Origin of the sequence: Flavobacterium sp. B183 (genome assembly GCF_023539155.1) — a bacterium.
Classification (GTDB): Bacteria; Bacteroidota; Bacteroidia; order Flavobacteriales; family Flavobacteriaceae; genus Flavobacterium; species Flavobacterium tructae.
This window is the reverse complement of the sequence record NZ_CP097434.1, coordinates 358,563-376,023: the sequence shown is the minus strand read 5'-3', so window position 1 is coordinate 376,023 and position 17,461 is coordinate 358,563. Positions and strand designations below refer to the sequence as shown.

Genomic DNA, 17,461 nt, shown 5'->3' with positions numbered 1-17,461 from the left:
TAAGATGATAAAGCTAAAAATAAAATCAGGAGATATCGTAAGAGTTATTGCTGGAGACCATAAAGGTGCTGAAGGTAAAGTATTACGTGTTTACCGTGAGAAAAATAAAGCGATAGTTGAAGGTGTAAACATGGTTTCAAAACATACAAAACCAAGTGCTAAAAACCCTCAAGGTGGTATCGTTAAGAAAGAAGCTTCTATACAAATATCTAACATTTCACTAATTGATCCTAAAACTAAGGAAACAACTAGAGTTGGTATTAGAGTAGAAGGAGATAAGAAAGTAAGATTTTCAAAAAAATCTAATCAAGTACTATAGTAATGGCATATACACCTAGACTAAAAGAAGAATATAAGAGTAGAGTAATCTCTGCTCTTAAAGAAGAATTCGGATATACAAACGTAATGCAAGTTCCTAAACTTGAAAAAATCGTTTTGAGCCGTGGAGTTGGTGCAGCTGTATCTGATAAAAAACTAATCGACTATGCAGTTGATGAGTTAACAAAGATCACTGGACAAAAAGCAGTATCTACAATTTCAAAGAAAGACGTTGCGTCTTTCAAATTGAGAAAAGGGATGCCTATTGGAGCAAAAGTTACTTTACGAGGAGAGAGAATGTATGAGTTTTTAGACAGACTTATTACTTCTGCTTTGCCACGCGTTAGAGATTTTAGTGGTATCAAAGCTACTGGTTTTGACGGAAGAGGGAATTACAATCTTGGAGTTTTAGAGCAAATCATTTTCCCTGAAATTGATATTGACAAAGTAAACAAAATTTCAGGAATGGATATTACATTTGTTACTACTGCAAAAACAGACAAGGAAGCAAAGTCATTATTGGCTGAATTAGGATTACCTTTTAAAAAGAATTAAGACATGGCTAAAGAATCAATGAAAGCCCGTGAGGTGAAAAGAGAGAAAACGGTAGCTAAGTACGCTGAAAAAAGAAAAGCTTTATTAGAAGCTGGAGATTATGAAGGCTTACAAAGATTACCTAAAAATGCTTCACCAGTTCGTTTACACAACCGTTGTAAATTAACAGGTAGACCAAGAGGTTATATTCGTCAATTTGGTATTTCACGTGTAACTTTCCGTGAGATGGCAAATAATGGATTAATCCCTGGAGTAAAAAAGGCTTCTTGGTAATCTCGCAATAAGTTATTACTTTTGCAAACCGAAAAATAATTTTAATTGATTAAAGGTTCGGGAGACGGGTGTCTCCCGAAAACCATAATCGCAATCAAATACATATGTATACAGATCCTATTGCAGATTATTTGACTAGAGTTCGTAACGCTGTGGCTGCAAACCACAAAGTTGTTGAAATTCCAGCTTCTAATCTAAAAAAAGAAATAACTAAGATCTTATTTGATCAAGGTTATATCTTGAGTTACAAATTTGAAGACAACTCTGTTCAGGGTTCAATCAAGATCGCTTTGAAGTATGATAAAGATACTAAAGAGCCTGTAATTAAAGATATCCAAAGAATTAGTAAACCTGGTTTACGTAAATACGCAGGTGCTGCCAAATTACCAAGAATCCTTAACGGATTAGGAATTGCTATTGTTTCAACTTCAAAAGGTCTTATGACTGGAAAACAAGCGAAACAATTAAATGTAGGTGGTGAAGTAATTTGTTACGTATACTAATTTTAAAGACTAAATAAGATGTCAAGAATAGGTAAAAGCCCAATTGTAATCCCTGCTGACGTAACTGTAGAAGTTAAAGACGGTATCATTACAGTAAAAGGAAAAAAAGGTCAACTATCTCAGGAGTTTTCGGACGTAACTGTAAAAGTTGAAGGCGATCAAGTACAAGTTGAAAGATCGTCTGATCATAAAGACCAAAGAGCAAAACACGGATTGTACAGATCTTTAATCAGTAATATGATTGTTGGTGTATCTGAAGGTTTTACAAAAGAACTTGAATTAGTTGGAGTTGGTTATAGAGCTTCAAACCAAGGTCAAAAGTTAGATTTAGCTCTTGGATATTCTCACAATATTGTTTTAGAAATTGCTCCAGAAGTAAGTTTAGAAACAATATCTGAAAAAGGAAAGAACCCTATCGTAAAATTAACATCATTTGATAAACAACTTTTAGGTCAGGTTGCTGCGAAAATCAGAGGTTTCCGTAAGCCTGAGCCATACAAAGGAAAAGGTGTTAAATTTGTGGGTGAAGTATTAAGAAGAAAAGCAGGTAAATCAGCTTAAAAAATAAGATTATGTCATTAACAAAATCTGATAGAAGACAGAGAATTAGATTCAGAATTAGAAAATCGATTAGTGGTACTGCTGCTAACCCAAGACTATCTGTATTTAGAAGTAACAAAGAAATTTACGCTCAACTTATTGATGATGTAAATGGAGTTACTTTATTAGCTGCATCTTCAAGAGAAAAAGAAATAGGAAAAGGTACTAACGTTGAAGTAGCTGCTGCTGTTGGAAAACTAGTTGCAGAGAAAGCGTTAAAAGCCGGGATTGATACCATCACTTTTGACAGAGGTGGATATTTATACCACGGTCGTATTAAATCATTAGCAGAAGGCGCAAGAGCGGCTGGACTTAAATTCTAATATATTATGTCTAAATACAAAAATGTAGAATTGGTAAAACCAAGTGGTCTTGAACTTAAAGATCGTCTGGTAAGTGTTAATCGTGTTACTAAGGTTACAAAAGGTGGTAGAGCTTTCGGTTTTTCTGCTATTGTAGTTGTAGGTGATGAAAACGGAGTAGTTGGTCATGGATTAGGAAAATCTAAAGACGTTTCTGAAGCAATTGCGAAAGCAGTAGAAGATGCTAAGAAAAATTTAGTAAAAATTCCTTTGAACGGACAATCTGTTCCTCACGAACAAAAAGGTAAATTTGGTGGTGCACGTGTATTCTTAATTCCTGCTTCTCATGGTACAGGAGTTATTGCTGGTGGAGCTGTTCGTTCAGTTCTTGAATCAGTAGGTATTCACGATGTATTATCTAAATCTCAAGGATCATCAAATCCTCATAACGTGGTAAAAGCAACTTTTGATGCTTTATTACAAATGAGAAGCGCTCATACTGTTGCAAAACAAAGAGGTGTTTCTTTAGAAAAAGTTTTTAAAGGTTAATTCAAGGAAATTATGGCTAAATTATTAGTAAAACAAGTAAGAAGCAAAATCAACTGCCCTCTTTCTCAAAAAAGAGGTTTGGAAGCTTTAGGTCTACGTAAAATGGGACAAGTTGTAGAGCATGATTCAAATCCTGCAATCCTTGGGATGATAAACAAAGTTAAACACTTAGTTTCTGTAGAAGAAGCTAAATAACAAATACTGTTATGAATTTAAGTAACTTACAACCAGCTGAAGGGTCAACACACAATCAAAATAAAAGATTAGGTAGAGGAGAAGGTTCTGGAAAAGGTGGTACTTCTGCAAGAGGTCACAAAGGAGCAAAATCTCGTTCTGGTTATTCTAAAAAGATTGGTTTTGAAGGAGGACAAATGCCACTTCAAAGACGTGTGCCTAAGTTTGGTTTCACAAACATCAATCGTAAAGAATACGAAGGTGTTAATTTAGATACGCTTCAATTATTAGTAGACAATGGTGTGATTACTGATTCTGTTTCTATGACAGATTTCGTAGCAAATCGTCTAGCTACCAAAAATGAAATCGTTAAGATTTTAGGTAGAGGAGAGTTGAAAGCAAAATTAAAAGTAACTGCCCACAAATTTACCGCTACTGCAAAAGCTGCTATCGAAGCTGCTGGTGGAGAAGCTGTAACTATATAACTTATCTATTAAGATGAAGAAATTTATTGAATCAATAAGTAATGTTTGGAAAATCGAAGAACTGAAAAATAGAATCTTAATTACATTAGGATTGCTTTTAGTATATCGTTTTGGTGCACACGTTACGCTTCCTGGAATTGACGCAACTCAGTTAACAGGTTTAGCGGGACAAACTAAAAATGGTTTAGGATCTATCCTGGACATGTTTACAGGAGGTGCTTTCTCTAAAGCTTCAGTTTTTGCTTTAGGTATTATGCCTTATATTTCTGCATCTATTGTTGTTCAGTTAATGGGAATTGCGATTCCTTATTTGCAAAAACTTCAAAACGATGGAGAGAGTGGTAGAAAAAAGATTAATCAAATCACTCGTTGGTTGACTATAGCTATTACACTGGTTCAAGGTCCAACTTATATCTATAATTTGTACAGAACATTGCCTGGAAGTGCATTCTTACTAGGCTTTAATTCACCTGAATTTTTGTTCTCGTCAGTTATTATCTTAGTTACAGGTACAATTTTTGCTATGTGGCTTGGAGAAAAAATTACAGATAAAGGTATTGGAAATGGAATTTCATTATTGATTATGGTTGGTATTTTAGCACGCTTACCGCAAGCTTTTATACAAGAATTCACAACCAGAGTTACCAATAACAATGGAGGTCCAATGTTGTTAGTTATTGAGATTATCGTGTGGTTATTAGTAATCATTTCTTGTGTATTGCTTACAATGGCAGTACGCAGAATCCCGGTTCAGTACGCTCGTCGTACGACAACTGGAGATTATGAGCAGGATTTAGCTGGTGGTAACAGACAATGGATTCCTCTTAAGCTTAATGCTTCAGGAGTTATGCCAATCATCTTTGCTCAGGCAATTATGTTTATTCCTGCAGCTGTAGCTGGATTGTCTAAATCAGACACATCACAATCTATTGTTGGTGCGTTTAGTAATATGTTCGGATTTTGGTACAATTTTGTATTTGCAACTTTAATTATTGTATTTACATTCTTTTATACTGCAATCACTGTTCCTACTAACAAAATGGCCGATGATTTAAAAAGAAGTGGTGGTTTTATTCCTGGAGTTCGTCCGGGAGCTGAAACTTCAGACTTCCTTGATAAAGTGATGTCTTTAATAACTTTCCCAGGATCTTTATTCCTTGCTTTGATTGCTGTGTTCCCAGCTATTGTTGTAAGTATTATGGATGTACAACAATCTTGGGCAATGTTTTTTGGAGGTACCTCATTAATAATTATGGTTGGAGTTGCAATAGATACTATTCAACAAATCAATTCATACTTGTTAAACAAACATTATGATGGTTTAATGAAGACTGGTAAAAATAGAAAAGCGGTAGCTTAATATATTTATGGCAAAACAATCAGCAATAGAACAAGACGGATCAATCATCGAAGCATTATCAAATGCGATGTTCCGTGTAGAGTTAGAAAATGGACATATTGTAATTGCTCATATTTCCGGTAAAATGCGTATGCATTACATCAAGTTATTACCTGGTGATAAAGTGAAATTGGAAATGAGTCCTTACGATTTGTCAAAAGCAAGAATTACTTATCGATATTAAAGGATATTCACTATGAAAGTTAGAGCATCAGTAAAAAAGAGAAGTGCCGAGTGCATTATCGTGCGTAGAAAAGGGAGATTGTACGTAATAAACAAAAAGAATCCTAGATTTAAACAAAGACAAGGATAATTATGGCAAGAATAGCAGGGGTAGATATCCCAAAAAATAAGAGAGGTGTTATCGCACTTACCTACATCTTTGGATTAGGAAAAAGTAGAGCTATTGAGATTTTAGAAAAAGCTCAAGTTAGCCAAGATAAAAAAGTTCAAGATTGGAATGATGACGAGATCGGAGCAATTCGTGATGCAGTTTCATTTTACAAAATTGAAGGAGAATTACGTTCTGAAGTTTCTTTAAACATCAAACGTTTAATGGATATTGGTTGTTACAGAGGTATCCGTCATAGATCTGGTCTTCCGTTAAGAGGGCAAAGAACTAAAAACAACTCTAGAACAAGAAAAGGTAAAAGAAAAACTGTTGCTAACAAGAAAAAAGCAACTAAATAATAAGTAATATGGCTAAAGCAACTGCAAAAAAACGTAAAGTTATCGTTGAATCAACGGGTGAAGCTCATATTTCTGCCACTTTCAACAACATTATCATTTCTTTGACTAATAAGAAAGGTGAAGTTATTTCTTGGTCTTCAGCTGGTAAAATGGGTTTCAGAGGTTCTAAAAAGAACACTCCGTATGCAGCTCAAATGGCAGCAGAAGATTGTAGTAAAGTAGCTCTTGAGGCAGGACTTAAAAAAGTGAAAGTTTATGTAAAAGGACCAGGAAACGGACGTGAGTCTGCTATCCGTTCTATTCATAACGGTGGAATTGAAGTTACTGAGATTATCGATGTTACTCCAATGCCTCACAACGGATGTCGTCCTCCAAAGAGACGTAGAGTTTAATTTTATTTATTCATAGTATAAACAAGGTAGAGCATAGATTATCGAAGGATTAGACCTGAATTCATAATCTCTACCTTAAATTTTTTTTAAAATGGCAAGATATACTGGTCCTAAAACCAAAATCGCTCGTAAATTTGGCGAAGCAATCTTCGGAGATGATAAATCATTCGAAAAAAGAAATTACCCACCTGGACAACACGGGATGGCTAAAAAAAGAGGAAAAAAATCTGAGTACGCTGTTCAGTTAATGGAAAAGCAAAAAGCTAAATATTCTTACGGAATTTTAGAAAAACAATTCAGAAATTTATTCGAAAAAGCGTCAGCAACTAAAGGAGTAACTGGTGAAGTTTTATTACAATTATGTGAAGCAAGATTAGATAATGTTGTTTTTAGAATGGGAATTGCTCCATCTAGAAGAGGTGCGCGTCAAATCGTATCTCACAGACACATTACTGTTAATGGTGAAGTTGTAAATATTCCTTCTTACCACCTTAAGCCTGGTGATAAAGTAGCAGTTCGTGAAAAATCTAAATCTTTAGAAGCTATCGAACGTTCTTTGTCAAATTCAAGTCATGTTTATGAATGGATTACTTGGAACAATGATCTTAAAGAAGGAACTTTCGTTTCTGTGCCTGCAAGACTACAAATTCCAGAAAACATTAAAGAACAATTAATCGTAGAGTTGTACAACAAATAATAATTGACTTAGTCGAAATTTATGGCAATATTTAATTTTCAAAAGCCCGATAAAGTTATCATGATCGATTCAACCGATTTTGAAGGTAAATTTGAATTTAGACCTTTAGAACCTGGTTACGGATTGACAGTTGGTAATGCACTTAGAAGAGTTTTGCTTTCAGCATTAGAAGGTTATGCAATTACATCTGTTCGTATCGAAGGTGTAGATCATGAGTTTTCTACTATTTCAGGTGTTGTTGAAGATGTTACCGAAATTATCCTTAATCTAAAGCAAGTGCGTTTCAAACGTCAAATTGAAGATATCGATAATGAAGCAGTTACAATTTCTGTTTCCGGTAAAGATCAATTGACAGCAGGTGATTTTCAAAAATTTATTTCAGGTTTCCAAGTTTTGAATCCAGACCTTGTTATCTGTAATTTAGATTCTAAAATCAAATTGAACTTCGATTTAACAATCGAAAAAGGTAGAGGATATGTTCCTGCTGAGGAGAACAAAAAACAGAATGCTGCAATTGGAACTATTTTTACAGATTCTATTTTTACTCCGGTAAAAAATGTAAAATATGCAATTGAAAACTTCCGTGTTGAGCAAAAAACAGATTATGAAAAATTAGTTTTTGAAATTAAAACTGATGGTTCTATTAATCCTAAAGATGCTCTTACTGAAGCTGCTAAAGTTTTAATTCACCACTTCATGTTGTTCTCTGACGAAAGAATTACACTCGAGGCTGACGAAATTGCACAAACAGAATCGTATGATGAAGAGTCATTGCATATGAGACAATTGCTTAAAACTAAGCTTGTTGATATGGATTTATCTGTGAGAGCATTAAATTGCTTGAAAGCGGCTGAAGTTGATACACTTGGTGATTTAGTATCGTTCAATAAAAATGACCTAATGAAATTCCGTAATTTTGGTAAAAAATCTTTAACTGAACTTGATGAACTTGTTGCAGTGAAGAATTTAACTTTCGGAATGGATTTAGCTAAATACAAATTAGATAAAGAATAATTCAATCCGCTACGGCGGGTTAAATTTAAAATAGCAATGAGACACGGAAAAAAATTCAATCACTTAAGCAGACAGACTGGACATAGAAAAGCTATGTTAGCTAATATGGCTTGTTCTCTTATCGAGCACAAACGTATTAACACTACTGTTGCTAAAGCTAAAGCGCTTAAACAATTCGTTGAGCCTTTAATTACAAAATCGAAAGAAGATACGACTCACAACCGTCGTATTGTTTTTGCTTACTTACGTAGCAAATATGCAGTAACTGACTTGTTCAGAGACGTAGCTGCTAAAGTTGGTGACCGTCCAGGAGGATACACTCGTATCATTAAAGTTGGAAATCGTTTAGGAGATAATGCTGATATGGCAATGATCGAACTTGTAGATTTCAACGAACTTTACAATGGAGGTAAAAAAGAAGTTAAAAAAGCAAAAAGCCGTCGTGGTGGAAAAGCTAAAAAAGCTGAAGGTACTCCTGAAGCTCCAGCAGCTGAATCAGAAACGACTACTGAAGCTTCTGAATAATTATGAAAGTAATGATTCTATAGAAATCAAGGATAAACTAATTTTTAGTTTATCCTTTTTTTTTGATTTTTTTGGAGTGAAATTAAAATTTAACTGATCTGACTTTATTGGTTTTATTTTTAGAGAGGAAAGTTTTAAAAAATCTTGGAGGCACTCTTTTAAAGAAGTAAATTTGCAAAATATCTAATTACAATTGAAAAACCTATCGGGGATTTCATGAAACAATTAAAAAACAATACAAATTAAAGAATGAAATACACAACACGACAAAGCGCCATTTTATTACTTAGTGATGGGACTATTTTTCACGGAAAATCTATCGGAATTAGCGGTAAGACTTTTGGTGAGGTTTGTTTTAATACGGGAATGACCGGATACCAGGAGATTTTTACAGACCCTTCTTATTTTGGTCAAATAATGGTTGCGACTAATACTCATATTGGAAATTACGGTGTTAATGATTCTGAAGTTGAATCAGAAAGCATCAAAATTGCCGGTTTGGTTTGTAAAAATTTTAGCTTTAATTATTCCAGAGAAGATGCTTCCGGAAGTCTGGAAGATTATTTTACGAAACAAAACTTAATCTGTATTTCTGATGTTGATACCAGAGCTCTTGTAAGTTATATTCGTGACAATGGGGCTATGAATGCTGTTATTTGTACAGATGGTACTTCGATTGAAGATTTGAAAAAAGAATTGGCAAATGTGCCTAACATGGAAGGTTTGGAGTTGGCATCAAAAGTTTCAACTACTGAGCCTTATTTTTTTGGTGATGAAAATGCTACCTACAAAATATCAGCTTTAGATCTTGGGATAAAAAAGAATATCTTAAGAAATTTAGCTAAAAGAGATTGTTATATTAAAGTGTATCCATATAACTCAACGTATAAAGATTTGGCAGAATTTAATCCGGATGGATACTTTTTGTCTAATGGTCCCGGAGATCCGGATCCGCTTTTTGGAGCTATTGAAGTGGCAAAAGAAATTTTAGCAAATGATAAACCGCTGTTTGGAATTTGTTTAGGACATCAGGTAATTGCTTTGGCAAATGGTGTTCAAACGTATAAGATGTTTAATGGTCATCGTGGAATCAATCACCCCGTGAAAAATTTAATTACAGGTAAAGGTGAAATAACTTCTCAAAATCATGGATTTGCTGTAAACAAAGAGCAGTTGGATAATCACCCTGAATTGGAGATTACACATTTGCATTTAAATGATGAAACGGTTGCAGGTATGCGCATGAAGAATAAGAATTGTTTTTCAGTACAATACCATCCTGAAGCAAGTCCGGGACCTCACGATTCATCTTATTTATTCGATCAGTTTGTCGAGAATATAAAAGAAGCTGCTGCTAAAACGATGTAGTTAATAAATAAAGCTGTTTAATGAGTTAAATGCGTATTTGCTATTAAATATTTTTATAATTTCGAAAAAAAAATATAATTTATTAATAAAAAAATAAAAATAATGAGTATTATAATTAAAGTTCACGCTAGACAAATTCTTGATTCCAGAGGTAATCCTACTATTGAAGTTGATGTAGTAACTGAAAATGGTGTTTTAGGTAGAGCAGCTGTTCCATCTGGAGCATCAACAGGAGAGCATGAAGCTGTTGAATTACGTGACGGAGGTAAAGCTTATCTTGGAAAAGGAGTTTTAAATGCAGTGAACAATGTAAATACTGTTATTGCTGAAGAATTAGTTGGTACTTCTGTTTTCGAACAAAATACAATCGACCAGTTAATGATTGACTTGGATGGTACTCCAAACAAATCTAAATTAGGAGCTAATGCTATTTTAGGAGTTTCGTTGGCTGCTGCAAAAGCTGCTGCTAATGAATTAGGGTTACCATTATACAGATATGTTGGTGGAGTTTCTGCTAACACGTTGCCAGTACCAATGATGAACATCATCAACGGAGGTTCTCACTCTGATGCACCTATCGCATTTCAGGAGTTTATGATTTTCCCTGTAAAAGCGACTTCTTTTACACATGCTATGCAAATGGGAACTGAAATCTTCCATAGCTTAAAAAAAGTATTACACGATAGAGGTTTAAGTACAGCTGTAGGTGATGAAGGAGGTTTTGCGCCAAACTTGGCCGGAGGTACTGAAGATGCTTTGGATACTATCAAATTGGCAGTTGAAAAGGCTGGATATTCTTTCGGTGACGAAATTATGATTGCACTTGACTGTGCTGCTTCTGAGTTTTATGTAAACGGAAAATACGATTACACCAAATTTGAAGGAGAAACCGGAAAAATCAGAACTTCAGAAGAGCAAGCTGATTATTTAGCTGAATTGGCTGCTAAATATCCAATTATCTCTATCGAAGACGGTATGTATGAAGATGACTGGAATGGATGGAAATACTTAACGGATAAAATTGGAGATAAAGTTCAGTTAGTAGGTGACGATTTGTTCGTAACTAACGTAGCTCGTTTGTCTACAGGAATTGAAAAAGGGATCGCTAATTCAATTTTAGTAAAAGTAAACCAAATTGGTACTTTGACTGAAACTATTGCTGCTGTGAACATGGCTAAAAATGCTGGATATACTTCAGTAATGTCTCACCGTTCAGGAGAAACAGAAGATAATACAATTGCTGACCTAGCGGTTGCTTTAAACTGTGGACAGATTAAAACAGGTTCAGCTTCACGTTCTGATCGTATGGCAAAATACAATCAATTGTTAAGAATCGAAGAAGAATTAGGAAGTACAGCTTATTTTCCTGGCTTAAATGCTTTTAAAATTAAATAATTGTAAGAGTTATATATATTCAATTTAAACCATCTGCTGCGGCAGATGGTTTTTTTTTGGAGTTTTAACAAATTCATAGCAGGATTCTTTTTTTAATTAGTCTTAAATTCATTAGATTTGATAAATTATTATTTTATAAGATTTATTTCCGATATATTATGTCAAAAATAGCTACATTAGAAGTAGATGGTCAAAAAATTGAACTTCCGGTAATCACGGGGAGTGAAAATGAATCAGCTATCGATATTAACAAATTACGTGATTTAACTGGTATTATTACTTTAGACCCGGGATACAAAAACTCTGGTTCTTGTAAGAGTGAAATCACCTTCTTAGATGGAGAATTAGGGATTTTACGTTACAGAGGATATTCAATTGAAGATTTGGCTGAAAAAGCAAGTTTCTTAGAAGTATCTTACCTTTTAATTTTTGGGGAATTACCGACTGCTAAGGAATTAGAGCAATTTGAAAATGGTATTAAAAAGCATACTTTGGTAAACGAAGAAATGAAAAATATCATTGACGGTTTTCCAAAAACGGCTCACCCAATGGGCGTTTTGTCTGCTTTGACTAGCGCTTTAACGGCATTCAACCCAAAAGCAGTAAATGTTGAAAATGAAAAAGAGATGTACGAAGCCATTTGTAAAACAATGGGTAAATTTCTTGTAATTGCAACATGGACTTATAGAAAATCTATGGGGTACCCGTTGAATTATTATGACAATACAACTGGTTATGTAGAGAATTTTATGCAGTTAATGTTTAAACTGCCTACAGGACCATACTCTGCAAATCCAATTGTGATTGATGCATTAGACAAATTATTTATTCTTCATGCTGATCACGAACAGAATTGTTCTACTTCAACAGTAAGAATGGTAGGTTCTTCTCATGCTGGTTTATTTGCTTCTATTTCTGCAGGTGTTTCTGCGCTTTGGGGACCTTTACATGGTGGTGCAAATCAGGCAGTACTTGAAATGTTAGAGGAAATCAACAAAGATGGTGGAGATACGGATAAATTCTTAGCAAAAGCAAAAGACAAAAATGATCCATTCCGTTTAATGGGATTTGGTCATAGAGTTTACAAAAGCTTCGATCCTAGAGCGAAAATCATCAAAAAAGCGGCTAAAGAAGTATTAGATACATTAGGTGTAGAAGATCCTATTTTAGAAATCGCTAAAAAATTAGAGTCAGCAGCTCTTGAAGACGAATACTTCAAATCAAGAAATTTATATCCTAATGTTGATTTCTACTCTGGAATTATCTACAGAGCATTAGGAATACCAACAGATATGTTTACTGTAATGTTTGCTATTGGAAGACTACCAGGCTGGATTGCGCAATGGAAAGAAATGCGTGAGAACAAAGAGCCAATTGGCCGTCCAAGACAAGTTTATACTGGACATCCATTGAGAGACTTTAAGTCAAACAAATAAAAAAAAATTAAAGCTTCACTTAACCTGTGAAGCTTTTTTTATCTTTGCCCAAAATACAATATAGTTATGTTGCAATTAAATATAAAGAACGAAACGTCAAGACTGCGGGCAGTAGTTTTGGGTTCTGCAGTTCATAATGGGCCAACTCCATCTTTAGAGGAAGCTTATGATCCTAAATCATTGGAACATATTAAAGCCGGGACTTATCCAATCGAAAAAGATATGATTGTCGAAATGGATGCTTTTAATGCTGTTTTTCAAAAATATGATGTAAAAGTATATCGTCCGGAAATGATTGAGAGTTACAATCAGATTTTTGCCCGTGATATAGGATTTGTGATAGATGATACTTTCGTGAAATCTAATATTCTGCCTGACAGAGAGCGTGAGTTGGATGCAATTCAATACGTAATCGACCAGATGGATCCGTTAAAAGTAATTCGCCCACCGGAAGAAGTTCATATTGAAGGTGGAGATGTGATGTTGTGGAATGATCATGTGTTTATTGGAACTTATAAAGGAAGTGATTACAAAGATTACATTACGGCAAGAACTAATATGCATGGTGTTGAATATTTAAGGAAAATGTTTCCTAATAAAATTGTCAAAGAATTTGATTTGGTGAAATCTAAATTAGAAGCTCGCGACAATGCCTTACACCTTGATTGCTGTTTTCAGCCGGTTGGAAAAGATAAAGGAATTATCTACAAGAGAGGTTTCCGTGAAGAAGCAGATTATTTGTATTTGGTGAACCTTTTTGGAAAAGAAAATTTGTTTCATATCGAAAGAGACGAAATGTATAATATGTTTTCAAACGTATTTTCGATCGACGATAATGTAGTAGTTTCCGAAAAGAATTTTACCCGTCTGAACAATTGGTTGCGTGCTAATGGTTTTATTGTAGAGGAAATTCCATACGCAGAAATTGCAAAGCAGGAGGGATTGTTGAGATGTTCCACTTTACCATTAATAAGAGACTAAAAAAGTTTTAAGTTTCAGGTTTCACGTTCGTTAACATGAAACCTGAAACTTGAAACAAAAAAACATATAAAATGAAACAAACTACAAATGCAATCGTAATGATTCGGCCAGTAGCTTTCAGAATGAATGAGCAAACGGCAGTAAATAATTATTACCAAAAAGTATTAGACGGACTTTTACCAAGTACGGTAAATGCAAAAGCACAACAGGAGTTCGATACTTTTGTTGAAAAACTCAGAGCGGTTGGAGTTGATGTCACCGTTATTGAAGATACTTTAGAAACCGATACCCCGGATAGTATTTTTCCAAATAACTGGATTTCATTTCATGAAAATGGAGATGTAGCACTATATCCGATGTTTGCGGAGAATCGTCGTCAGGAGCGCCGTGAAGATATTTTAGATGTGCTTGAAGAGAAAGGCTTTGAAATCTCAAATATAGTTGACTATACATCGGCAGAAGAAGATGGTTACTTTTTAGAAGGAACCGGAAGTTTGCTTTTGGATAGAGCAAATGCAAAAGCGTATTGCGCTTTGTCTCCTCGTGCAGATGAAGAGTTGTTTATCGAATTCTGTGAAGATTTTGATTATGCTCCGGTTATTTTTGAGGCTTTTCAAACGGTTGACGGAGAACGTAAATTGATTTATCATACGAATGTAATGATGTGTTTGGGTGAAACATTCGCTGTTATCTGTGCAGATAGTATCGATGATAAAAAAGAACGTAAAATGGTTCTTGAAAATCTAAAAGCGGATAAAAAGGAAGTTATTCTAATTACCGAAGCACAGGTAAATAATTTTGCCGGAAATATGCTGGAAGTTAGAGGTACAAATGATAAGAGGTATATTGTAATGAGCGCATCGGCACATCAGAGTTTGACTCCGAAACAAATTGCACAATTAGAAAATCATGCGGAAATTTTAAGTTCCAGCTTGGATACTATTGAAGCTTGCGGGGGTGGAAGTGCCCGCTGTATGATGGCTGAAGTATTTTTGCCAAGAAGTTAAATAGAACGGTTAAGTATAAAAAAGGGGATAAAATTTATATTTTATCCCCTTTTTTATTAGATGTATGTTGATAGTGTTTACATCAAGTTTCCTTTAATAATATTGATGATGGAGCTAACGATATATTGAATTCCAATAGAAATTACAATAAAACCGACAATTCTGGAAATAGCTACAATTCCTGAAGCACCAAGTATGCGCGCTAAATAATGAGCGCTTTTAAGGATTGCAAAAATTGTAAATGCAATTGCCAGGATAGCTGAACATGAAATTATAATTTCGTTTATTCCGTGGTGTTCCTGATAAAAAGCAATTAATAGAGACATTGATCCTGGTCCTGCAAGCATTGGTATTGCAAGAGGTGTTAAAGCGATGTCGTTTCTTTGTTGTGCGTCCGTTTCGATTTTTTTATTGATTCCTCGTTTTTTATTGAATTTTCCCGAAAGTAAAGAAAAACCGGAATTTACAATTACGATTCCGCCCGCAATTCTTAAAGCATCAATGCTTATTCCAAAAAAAGTCAAAACATATTGACCGATAAAATAGGAGACCAATAAAATGATTCCAACATTAATAGCAGTCCAAAGTGAAATTCGGGAACGTTCTTTTTGAGAATCGTGTTGCGTTAGTCCAACAAAAATAGGCACGGTGCCGATAGGGTTTAATACTGAAAACAGTGCGGCAAATAAATAAATGAATAAATCCATAGAGTTTAGGTTAGTGCCGTAAAAATAGACATTTTTTAAAACTTCGGACTAAGATCATGTAAGGATATTGTTTTTTTTATTGCTTTTAATTCTAAAAAGATAACCTAAAATAAGCTCATTCTTTTTGATTACTTTTGCAGTATATTTAAAAATAATGAGAAATAAGAAAACCCTTGTTCTTGGTGCTACTACAAAACCGGAACGTTACGCTTTTAAAGCTATAAATATGCTGGTTGAAAAAGGACATACTGTATTGGCAATCGGTCAGAACAGAGGCGAAGTTGCCGGCGTGAAGATTCATACAAAAACAATTCCGGTAAAAAATATTGATACTGTTACGTTGTATTTAAATCCTGCCCGTCAGCGCGAATATTACAATTATATTATAGAAGCGCAGCCTAAAAGAGTTGTTTTTAATCCAGGAGCAGAGAATCCGGAATTTTATCAATTGTTAGAATTAAACAATATCAAGGCAGAAGTGGCCTGTACTTTAGTTTTATTGGCTACAAATCAGTATTAAGTTTTTTGTTTTTGACCTCAGAACATTGAGGAATTCATTTTTAATCGGATCAGAAAAGAAACATTAATGTATTACTTTTGTCGTCATGGAGTTTTCATCAAAATTAATAGAAAAAGCAGTAAGTGAAATGTCGCAGTTGCCCGGAATTGGTAAACGTACGGCGTTGCGATTAGTGCTGCATTTGTTAAAACAGCCGAAAGAACAAACCAGTTTTTTATCGCAGGCTCTATTGAATATGCGTGAGAATATTAAATTTTGTCAAAATTGTCACAACATCTCAGATACCAAAGTCTGCGAAATTTGTGCTAATTCATCAAGAAACCATCAAACGATTTGTGTTGTCGAGGATATTCGTGACGTTATGGCGATTGAAAACACAGGTCAGTATAAAGGAATTTATCATGTACTGGGAGGAAAAATTTCTCCAATTGAAGGAGTTGGTCCCAGTCAGTTGAATATTTCAAGTCTGGTCGAAAAAGTAAAGGCAGGAAAGGTGGTAGAAATTATTTTTGCACTCAGTTCTACAATGGAAGGGGATACCACTAATTTTTACATCTATAAACAAATTGCCGAATCGGAAATCATAATTTCTACCATTGCAAGAGGAATTTCGGTAGGAGATGAATTGGAATATGCAGATGAAATTACCCTTGGGAGAAGTATTTTGCATAGGGTTCCATTCGAAAAAACTTTCAAAAACAATTAAATAAACCCAAATAACACTTAGATTTTCTGAAGATTAAAGGAAAGTCTATATTTGCGATAAAATTTCACTAATGACAAAAAAAGGCTTTTATATACTGTTATTAATTAGCATACTATTTACTTCTTGTATTCCCGTAAAAGATCTGGTTTATTTACAAGATAAAAATAATTCGGGAGAACAGAATAATATTACTGCTGTGGAATCTAAGCCTTACAGATTGCAGGTAAATGATGTTTTAAGTATTGACATAAAAGCAATTGACCCAAAGTTGGTTTCTATTTTTAATACTACAGAAACTGCTTCTTCGGGAGCTGGAAAATCAGAGTCAGGATTGTATTTTAATGGATTTACAGTTGACGATCATGGAAATATCAGAATGCCAATCTTAGGAGAAATCAATGTTATCGGATATACTCTTGAAGAAGTGCGTGTTCGAATCGAAAAGAAATTACTTGAAGAGTATTTTAAAAGTGAGGCTAATATTTTTGTTACTGTGAAATTAGCTGGTTTTAGATATACCATAAATGGAGAAGTGGGAAGTACAGGTACAAAAACGCTGTTTCAGGAACACGTAAATATTATGGAAGCTATCGCAAATGCCGGAGATATCACAGTTACGGGTAATAGGAAATCGGTAACCGTAATTCGTCAGACACCGACTGGTGTACAAATGCAAGATATCGATTTGACGGATATTAATGTGATGAAATCGCCTTATTATTATTTGCAGCCTAACGATTATATTTATGTAAAACCGGTCAAACAAAAATCATGGGGGACTGGAAAGACTGGTATAGAATCTATTACAACAATTATTACCGTTTTGTCATTGGCTACAACGGTATATTTGTTGCTTAAAAACTAA

General features: G+C 34.4%; 26 protein-coding genes. 25 read left to right on the top strand and 1 reads right to left on the bottom strand.

The window, feature by feature from the left end; all coding sequences use genetic code 11:
- The first annotated feature begins 4 nt into the window (after positions 1–4).
- The 22 genes from rplX to ctlX all read left to right on the top strand — a co-directional run bounded on the left by rplX (position 5) and on the right by ctlX (position 14,663).
- Positions 5–319: a 50S ribosomal protein L24 gene (gene rplX / locus M4I44_RS01780; protein ID WP_007803650.1), complete on the top strand. Its 315-nt coding sequence runs from the start codon at positions 5–7 to the stop codon at positions 317–319.
- A 2-nt stretch (positions 320–321) separates the two neighbouring features.
- The gene (gene rplE, locus M4I44_RS01775; protein WP_017495015.1) at positions 322–873 is read left to right on the top strand and encodes a 50S ribosomal protein L5; all 552 of its coding nucleotides are present in this window, start codon (positions 322–324) and stop codon (positions 871–873) included.
- Between the two features lie 3 nt (positions 874–876).
- Positions 877–1,146 (top strand): 30S ribosomal protein S14, encoded by a 270-nt coding sequence (gene rpsN, locus M4I44_RS01770; protein WP_008464305.1) that lies wholly within the window; start codon positions 877–879, stop codon positions 1,144–1,146.
- A 104-nt stretch (positions 1,147–1,250) separates the two neighbouring features.
- On the top strand, positions 1,251–1,649 hold the full coding sequence (gene rpsH / locus M4I44_RS01765; protein ID WP_017495014.1) for a 30S ribosomal protein S8: 399 nt from the start codon (positions 1,251–1,253) through the stop codon (positions 1,647–1,649).
- Positions 1,650–1,667: 18 nt separating this feature from the next.
- Positions 1,668–2,210, top strand: coding sequence for a 50S ribosomal protein L6 (gene rplF / locus M4I44_RS01760; protein WP_017495013.1), 543 nt, complete (start codon positions 1,668–1,670; stop codon positions 2,208–2,210).
- Between the two features lie 11 nt (positions 2,211–2,221).
- A complete protein-coding gene (gene rplR, locus M4I44_RS01755) occupies positions 2,222–2,572 on the top strand; it encodes a 50S ribosomal protein L18 (RefSeq protein ID WP_017495012.1) in 351 nt (116 codons plus the stop codon).
- A 3-nt stretch (positions 2,573–2,575) separates the two neighbouring features.
- Positions 2,576–3,100 carry a 30S ribosomal protein S5 gene (gene rpsE / locus M4I44_RS01750; protein ID WP_085950926.1) on the top strand — a complete coding sequence of 175 codons (525 nt, stop codon included), beginning with the start codon at positions 2,576–2,578 and terminating at the stop codon, positions 3,098–3,100.
- A 12-nt stretch (positions 3,101–3,112) separates the two neighbouring features.
- Complete coding sequence (gene rpmD / locus M4I44_RS01745) at positions 3,113–3,295, top strand: 50S ribosomal protein L30 (protein ID WP_017495010.1); 183 nt, start codon at positions 3,113–3,115, stop codon at positions 3,293–3,295.
- A gap of 11 nt (positions 3,296–3,306) precedes the next feature.
- Complete coding sequence (rplO, locus tag M4I44_RS01740; protein WP_017495009.1) at positions 3,307–3,759, top strand: 50S ribosomal protein L15; 453 nt, start codon at positions 3,307–3,309, stop codon at positions 3,757–3,759.
- A 13-nt stretch (positions 3,760–3,772) separates the two neighbouring features.
- Entirely contained in the window at positions 3,773–5,119 is a 1,347-nt protein-coding gene (secY, locus tag M4I44_RS01735) for a preprotein translocase subunit SecY (protein ID WP_017495008.1), read from the top strand.
- A 7-nt stretch (positions 5,120–5,126) separates the two neighbouring features.
- Positions 5,127–5,342: a translation initiation factor IF-1 gene (infA, locus tag M4I44_RS01730; protein ID WP_007136545.1), complete on the top strand. Its 216-nt coding sequence runs from the start codon at positions 5,127–5,129 to the stop codon at positions 5,340–5,342.
- Between the two features lie 12 nt (positions 5,343–5,354).
- Entirely contained in the window at positions 5,355–5,471 is a 117-nt protein-coding gene (gene ykgO / locus M4I44_RS01725; protein WP_002987490.1) for a type B 50S ribosomal protein L36, read from the top strand.
- Between the two features lie 2 nt (positions 5,472–5,473).
- Positions 5,474–5,848 (top strand): 30S ribosomal protein S13, encoded by a 375-nt coding sequence (gene rpsM, locus M4I44_RS01720; RefSeq protein ID WP_012022478.1) that lies wholly within the window; start codon positions 5,474–5,476, stop codon positions 5,846–5,848.
- A gap of 8 nt (positions 5,849–5,856) precedes the next feature.
- A complete protein-coding gene (rpsK, locus tag M4I44_RS01715; protein ID WP_007803677.1) occupies positions 5,857–6,240 on the top strand; it encodes a 30S ribosomal protein S11 in 384 nt (127 codons plus the stop codon).
- Between the two features lie 91 nt (positions 6,241–6,331).
- Positions 6,332–6,937 (top strand): 30S ribosomal protein S4, encoded by a 606-nt coding sequence (gene rpsD / locus M4I44_RS01710; RefSeq protein WP_008464326.1) that lies wholly within the window; start codon positions 6,332–6,334, stop codon positions 6,935–6,937.
- 21 nt (positions 6,938–6,958) lie between these two features.
- Positions 6,959–7,951 carry a DNA-directed RNA polymerase subunit alpha gene (locus tag M4I44_RS01705; RefSeq protein WP_026109818.1) on the top strand — a complete coding sequence of 331 codons (993 nt, stop codon included), beginning with the start codon at positions 6,959–6,961 and terminating at the stop codon, positions 7,949–7,951.
- Between the two features lie 36 nt (positions 7,952–7,987).
- Positions 7,988–8,476, top strand: coding sequence for a 50S ribosomal protein L17 (rplQ, locus tag M4I44_RS01700; protein ID WP_017495007.1), 489 nt, complete (start codon positions 7,988–7,990; stop codon positions 8,474–8,476).
- Between the two features lie 249 nt (positions 8,477–8,725).
- Positions 8,726–9,844 carry a glutamine-hydrolyzing carbamoyl-phosphate synthase small subunit gene (gene carA, locus M4I44_RS01695; protein WP_017495006.1) on the top strand — a complete coding sequence of 373 codons (1,119 nt, stop codon included), beginning with the start codon at positions 8,726–8,728 and terminating at the stop codon, positions 9,842–9,844.
- A 102-nt stretch (positions 9,845–9,946) separates the two neighbouring features.
- Complete coding sequence (eno, locus tag M4I44_RS01690; RefSeq protein WP_017495005.1) at positions 9,947–11,239, top strand: phosphopyruvate hydratase; 1,293 nt, start codon at positions 9,947–9,949, stop codon at positions 11,237–11,239.
- Between the two features lie 158 nt (positions 11,240–11,397).
- A complete protein-coding gene (locus M4I44_RS01685; RefSeq protein WP_017495004.1) occupies positions 11,398–12,675 on the top strand; it encodes a citrate synthase in 1,278 nt (425 codons plus the stop codon).
- Positions 12,676–12,741: 66 nt separating this feature from the next.
- Positions 12,742–13,656 (top strand): dimethylarginine dimethylaminohydrolase family protein, encoded by a 915-nt coding sequence (locus M4I44_RS01680; RefSeq protein ID WP_070907887.1) that lies wholly within the window; start codon positions 12,742–12,744, stop codon positions 13,654–13,656.
- A 71-nt stretch (positions 13,657–13,727) separates the two neighbouring features.
- Complete coding sequence (gene ctlX / locus M4I44_RS01675) at positions 13,728–14,663, top strand: citrulline utilization hydrolase CtlX (RefSeq protein ID WP_017495002.1); 936 nt, start codon at positions 13,728–13,730, stop codon at positions 14,661–14,663.
- Between the two features lie 77 nt (positions 14,664–14,740).
- Here the strand turns inward: ctlX and M4I44_RS01670 are convergent, their stop codons facing one another.
- Positions 14,741–15,370, bottom strand: coding sequence for a MarC family protein (locus tag M4I44_RS01670; protein ID WP_017495001.1), 630 nt, complete (start codon positions 15,368–15,370; stop codon positions 14,741–14,743).
- Positions 15,371–15,524: 154 nt separating this feature from the next.
- On the opposite strand from M4I44_RS01670, the gene M4I44_RS01665 reads away from it, so the two are divergent.
- The 3 genes from M4I44_RS01665 (at position 15,525) to M4I44_RS01655 (ending at position 17,461) form a co-directional block, all read left to right on the top strand.
- Entirely contained in the window at positions 15,525–15,890 is a 366-nt protein-coding gene (locus M4I44_RS01665) for a CoA-binding protein (RefSeq protein ID WP_070907885.1), read from the top strand.
- An 85-nt stretch (positions 15,891–15,975) separates the two neighbouring features.
- A complete protein-coding gene (gene recR, locus M4I44_RS01660) occupies positions 15,976–16,596 on the top strand; it encodes a recombination mediator RecR (protein WP_017494999.1) in 621 nt (206 codons plus the stop codon).
- 70 nt (positions 16,597–16,666) lie between these two features.
- Complete coding sequence (locus M4I44_RS01655) at positions 16,667–17,461, top strand: polysaccharide biosynthesis/export family protein (protein ID WP_017494998.1); 795 nt, start codon at positions 16,667–16,669, stop codon at positions 17,459–17,461.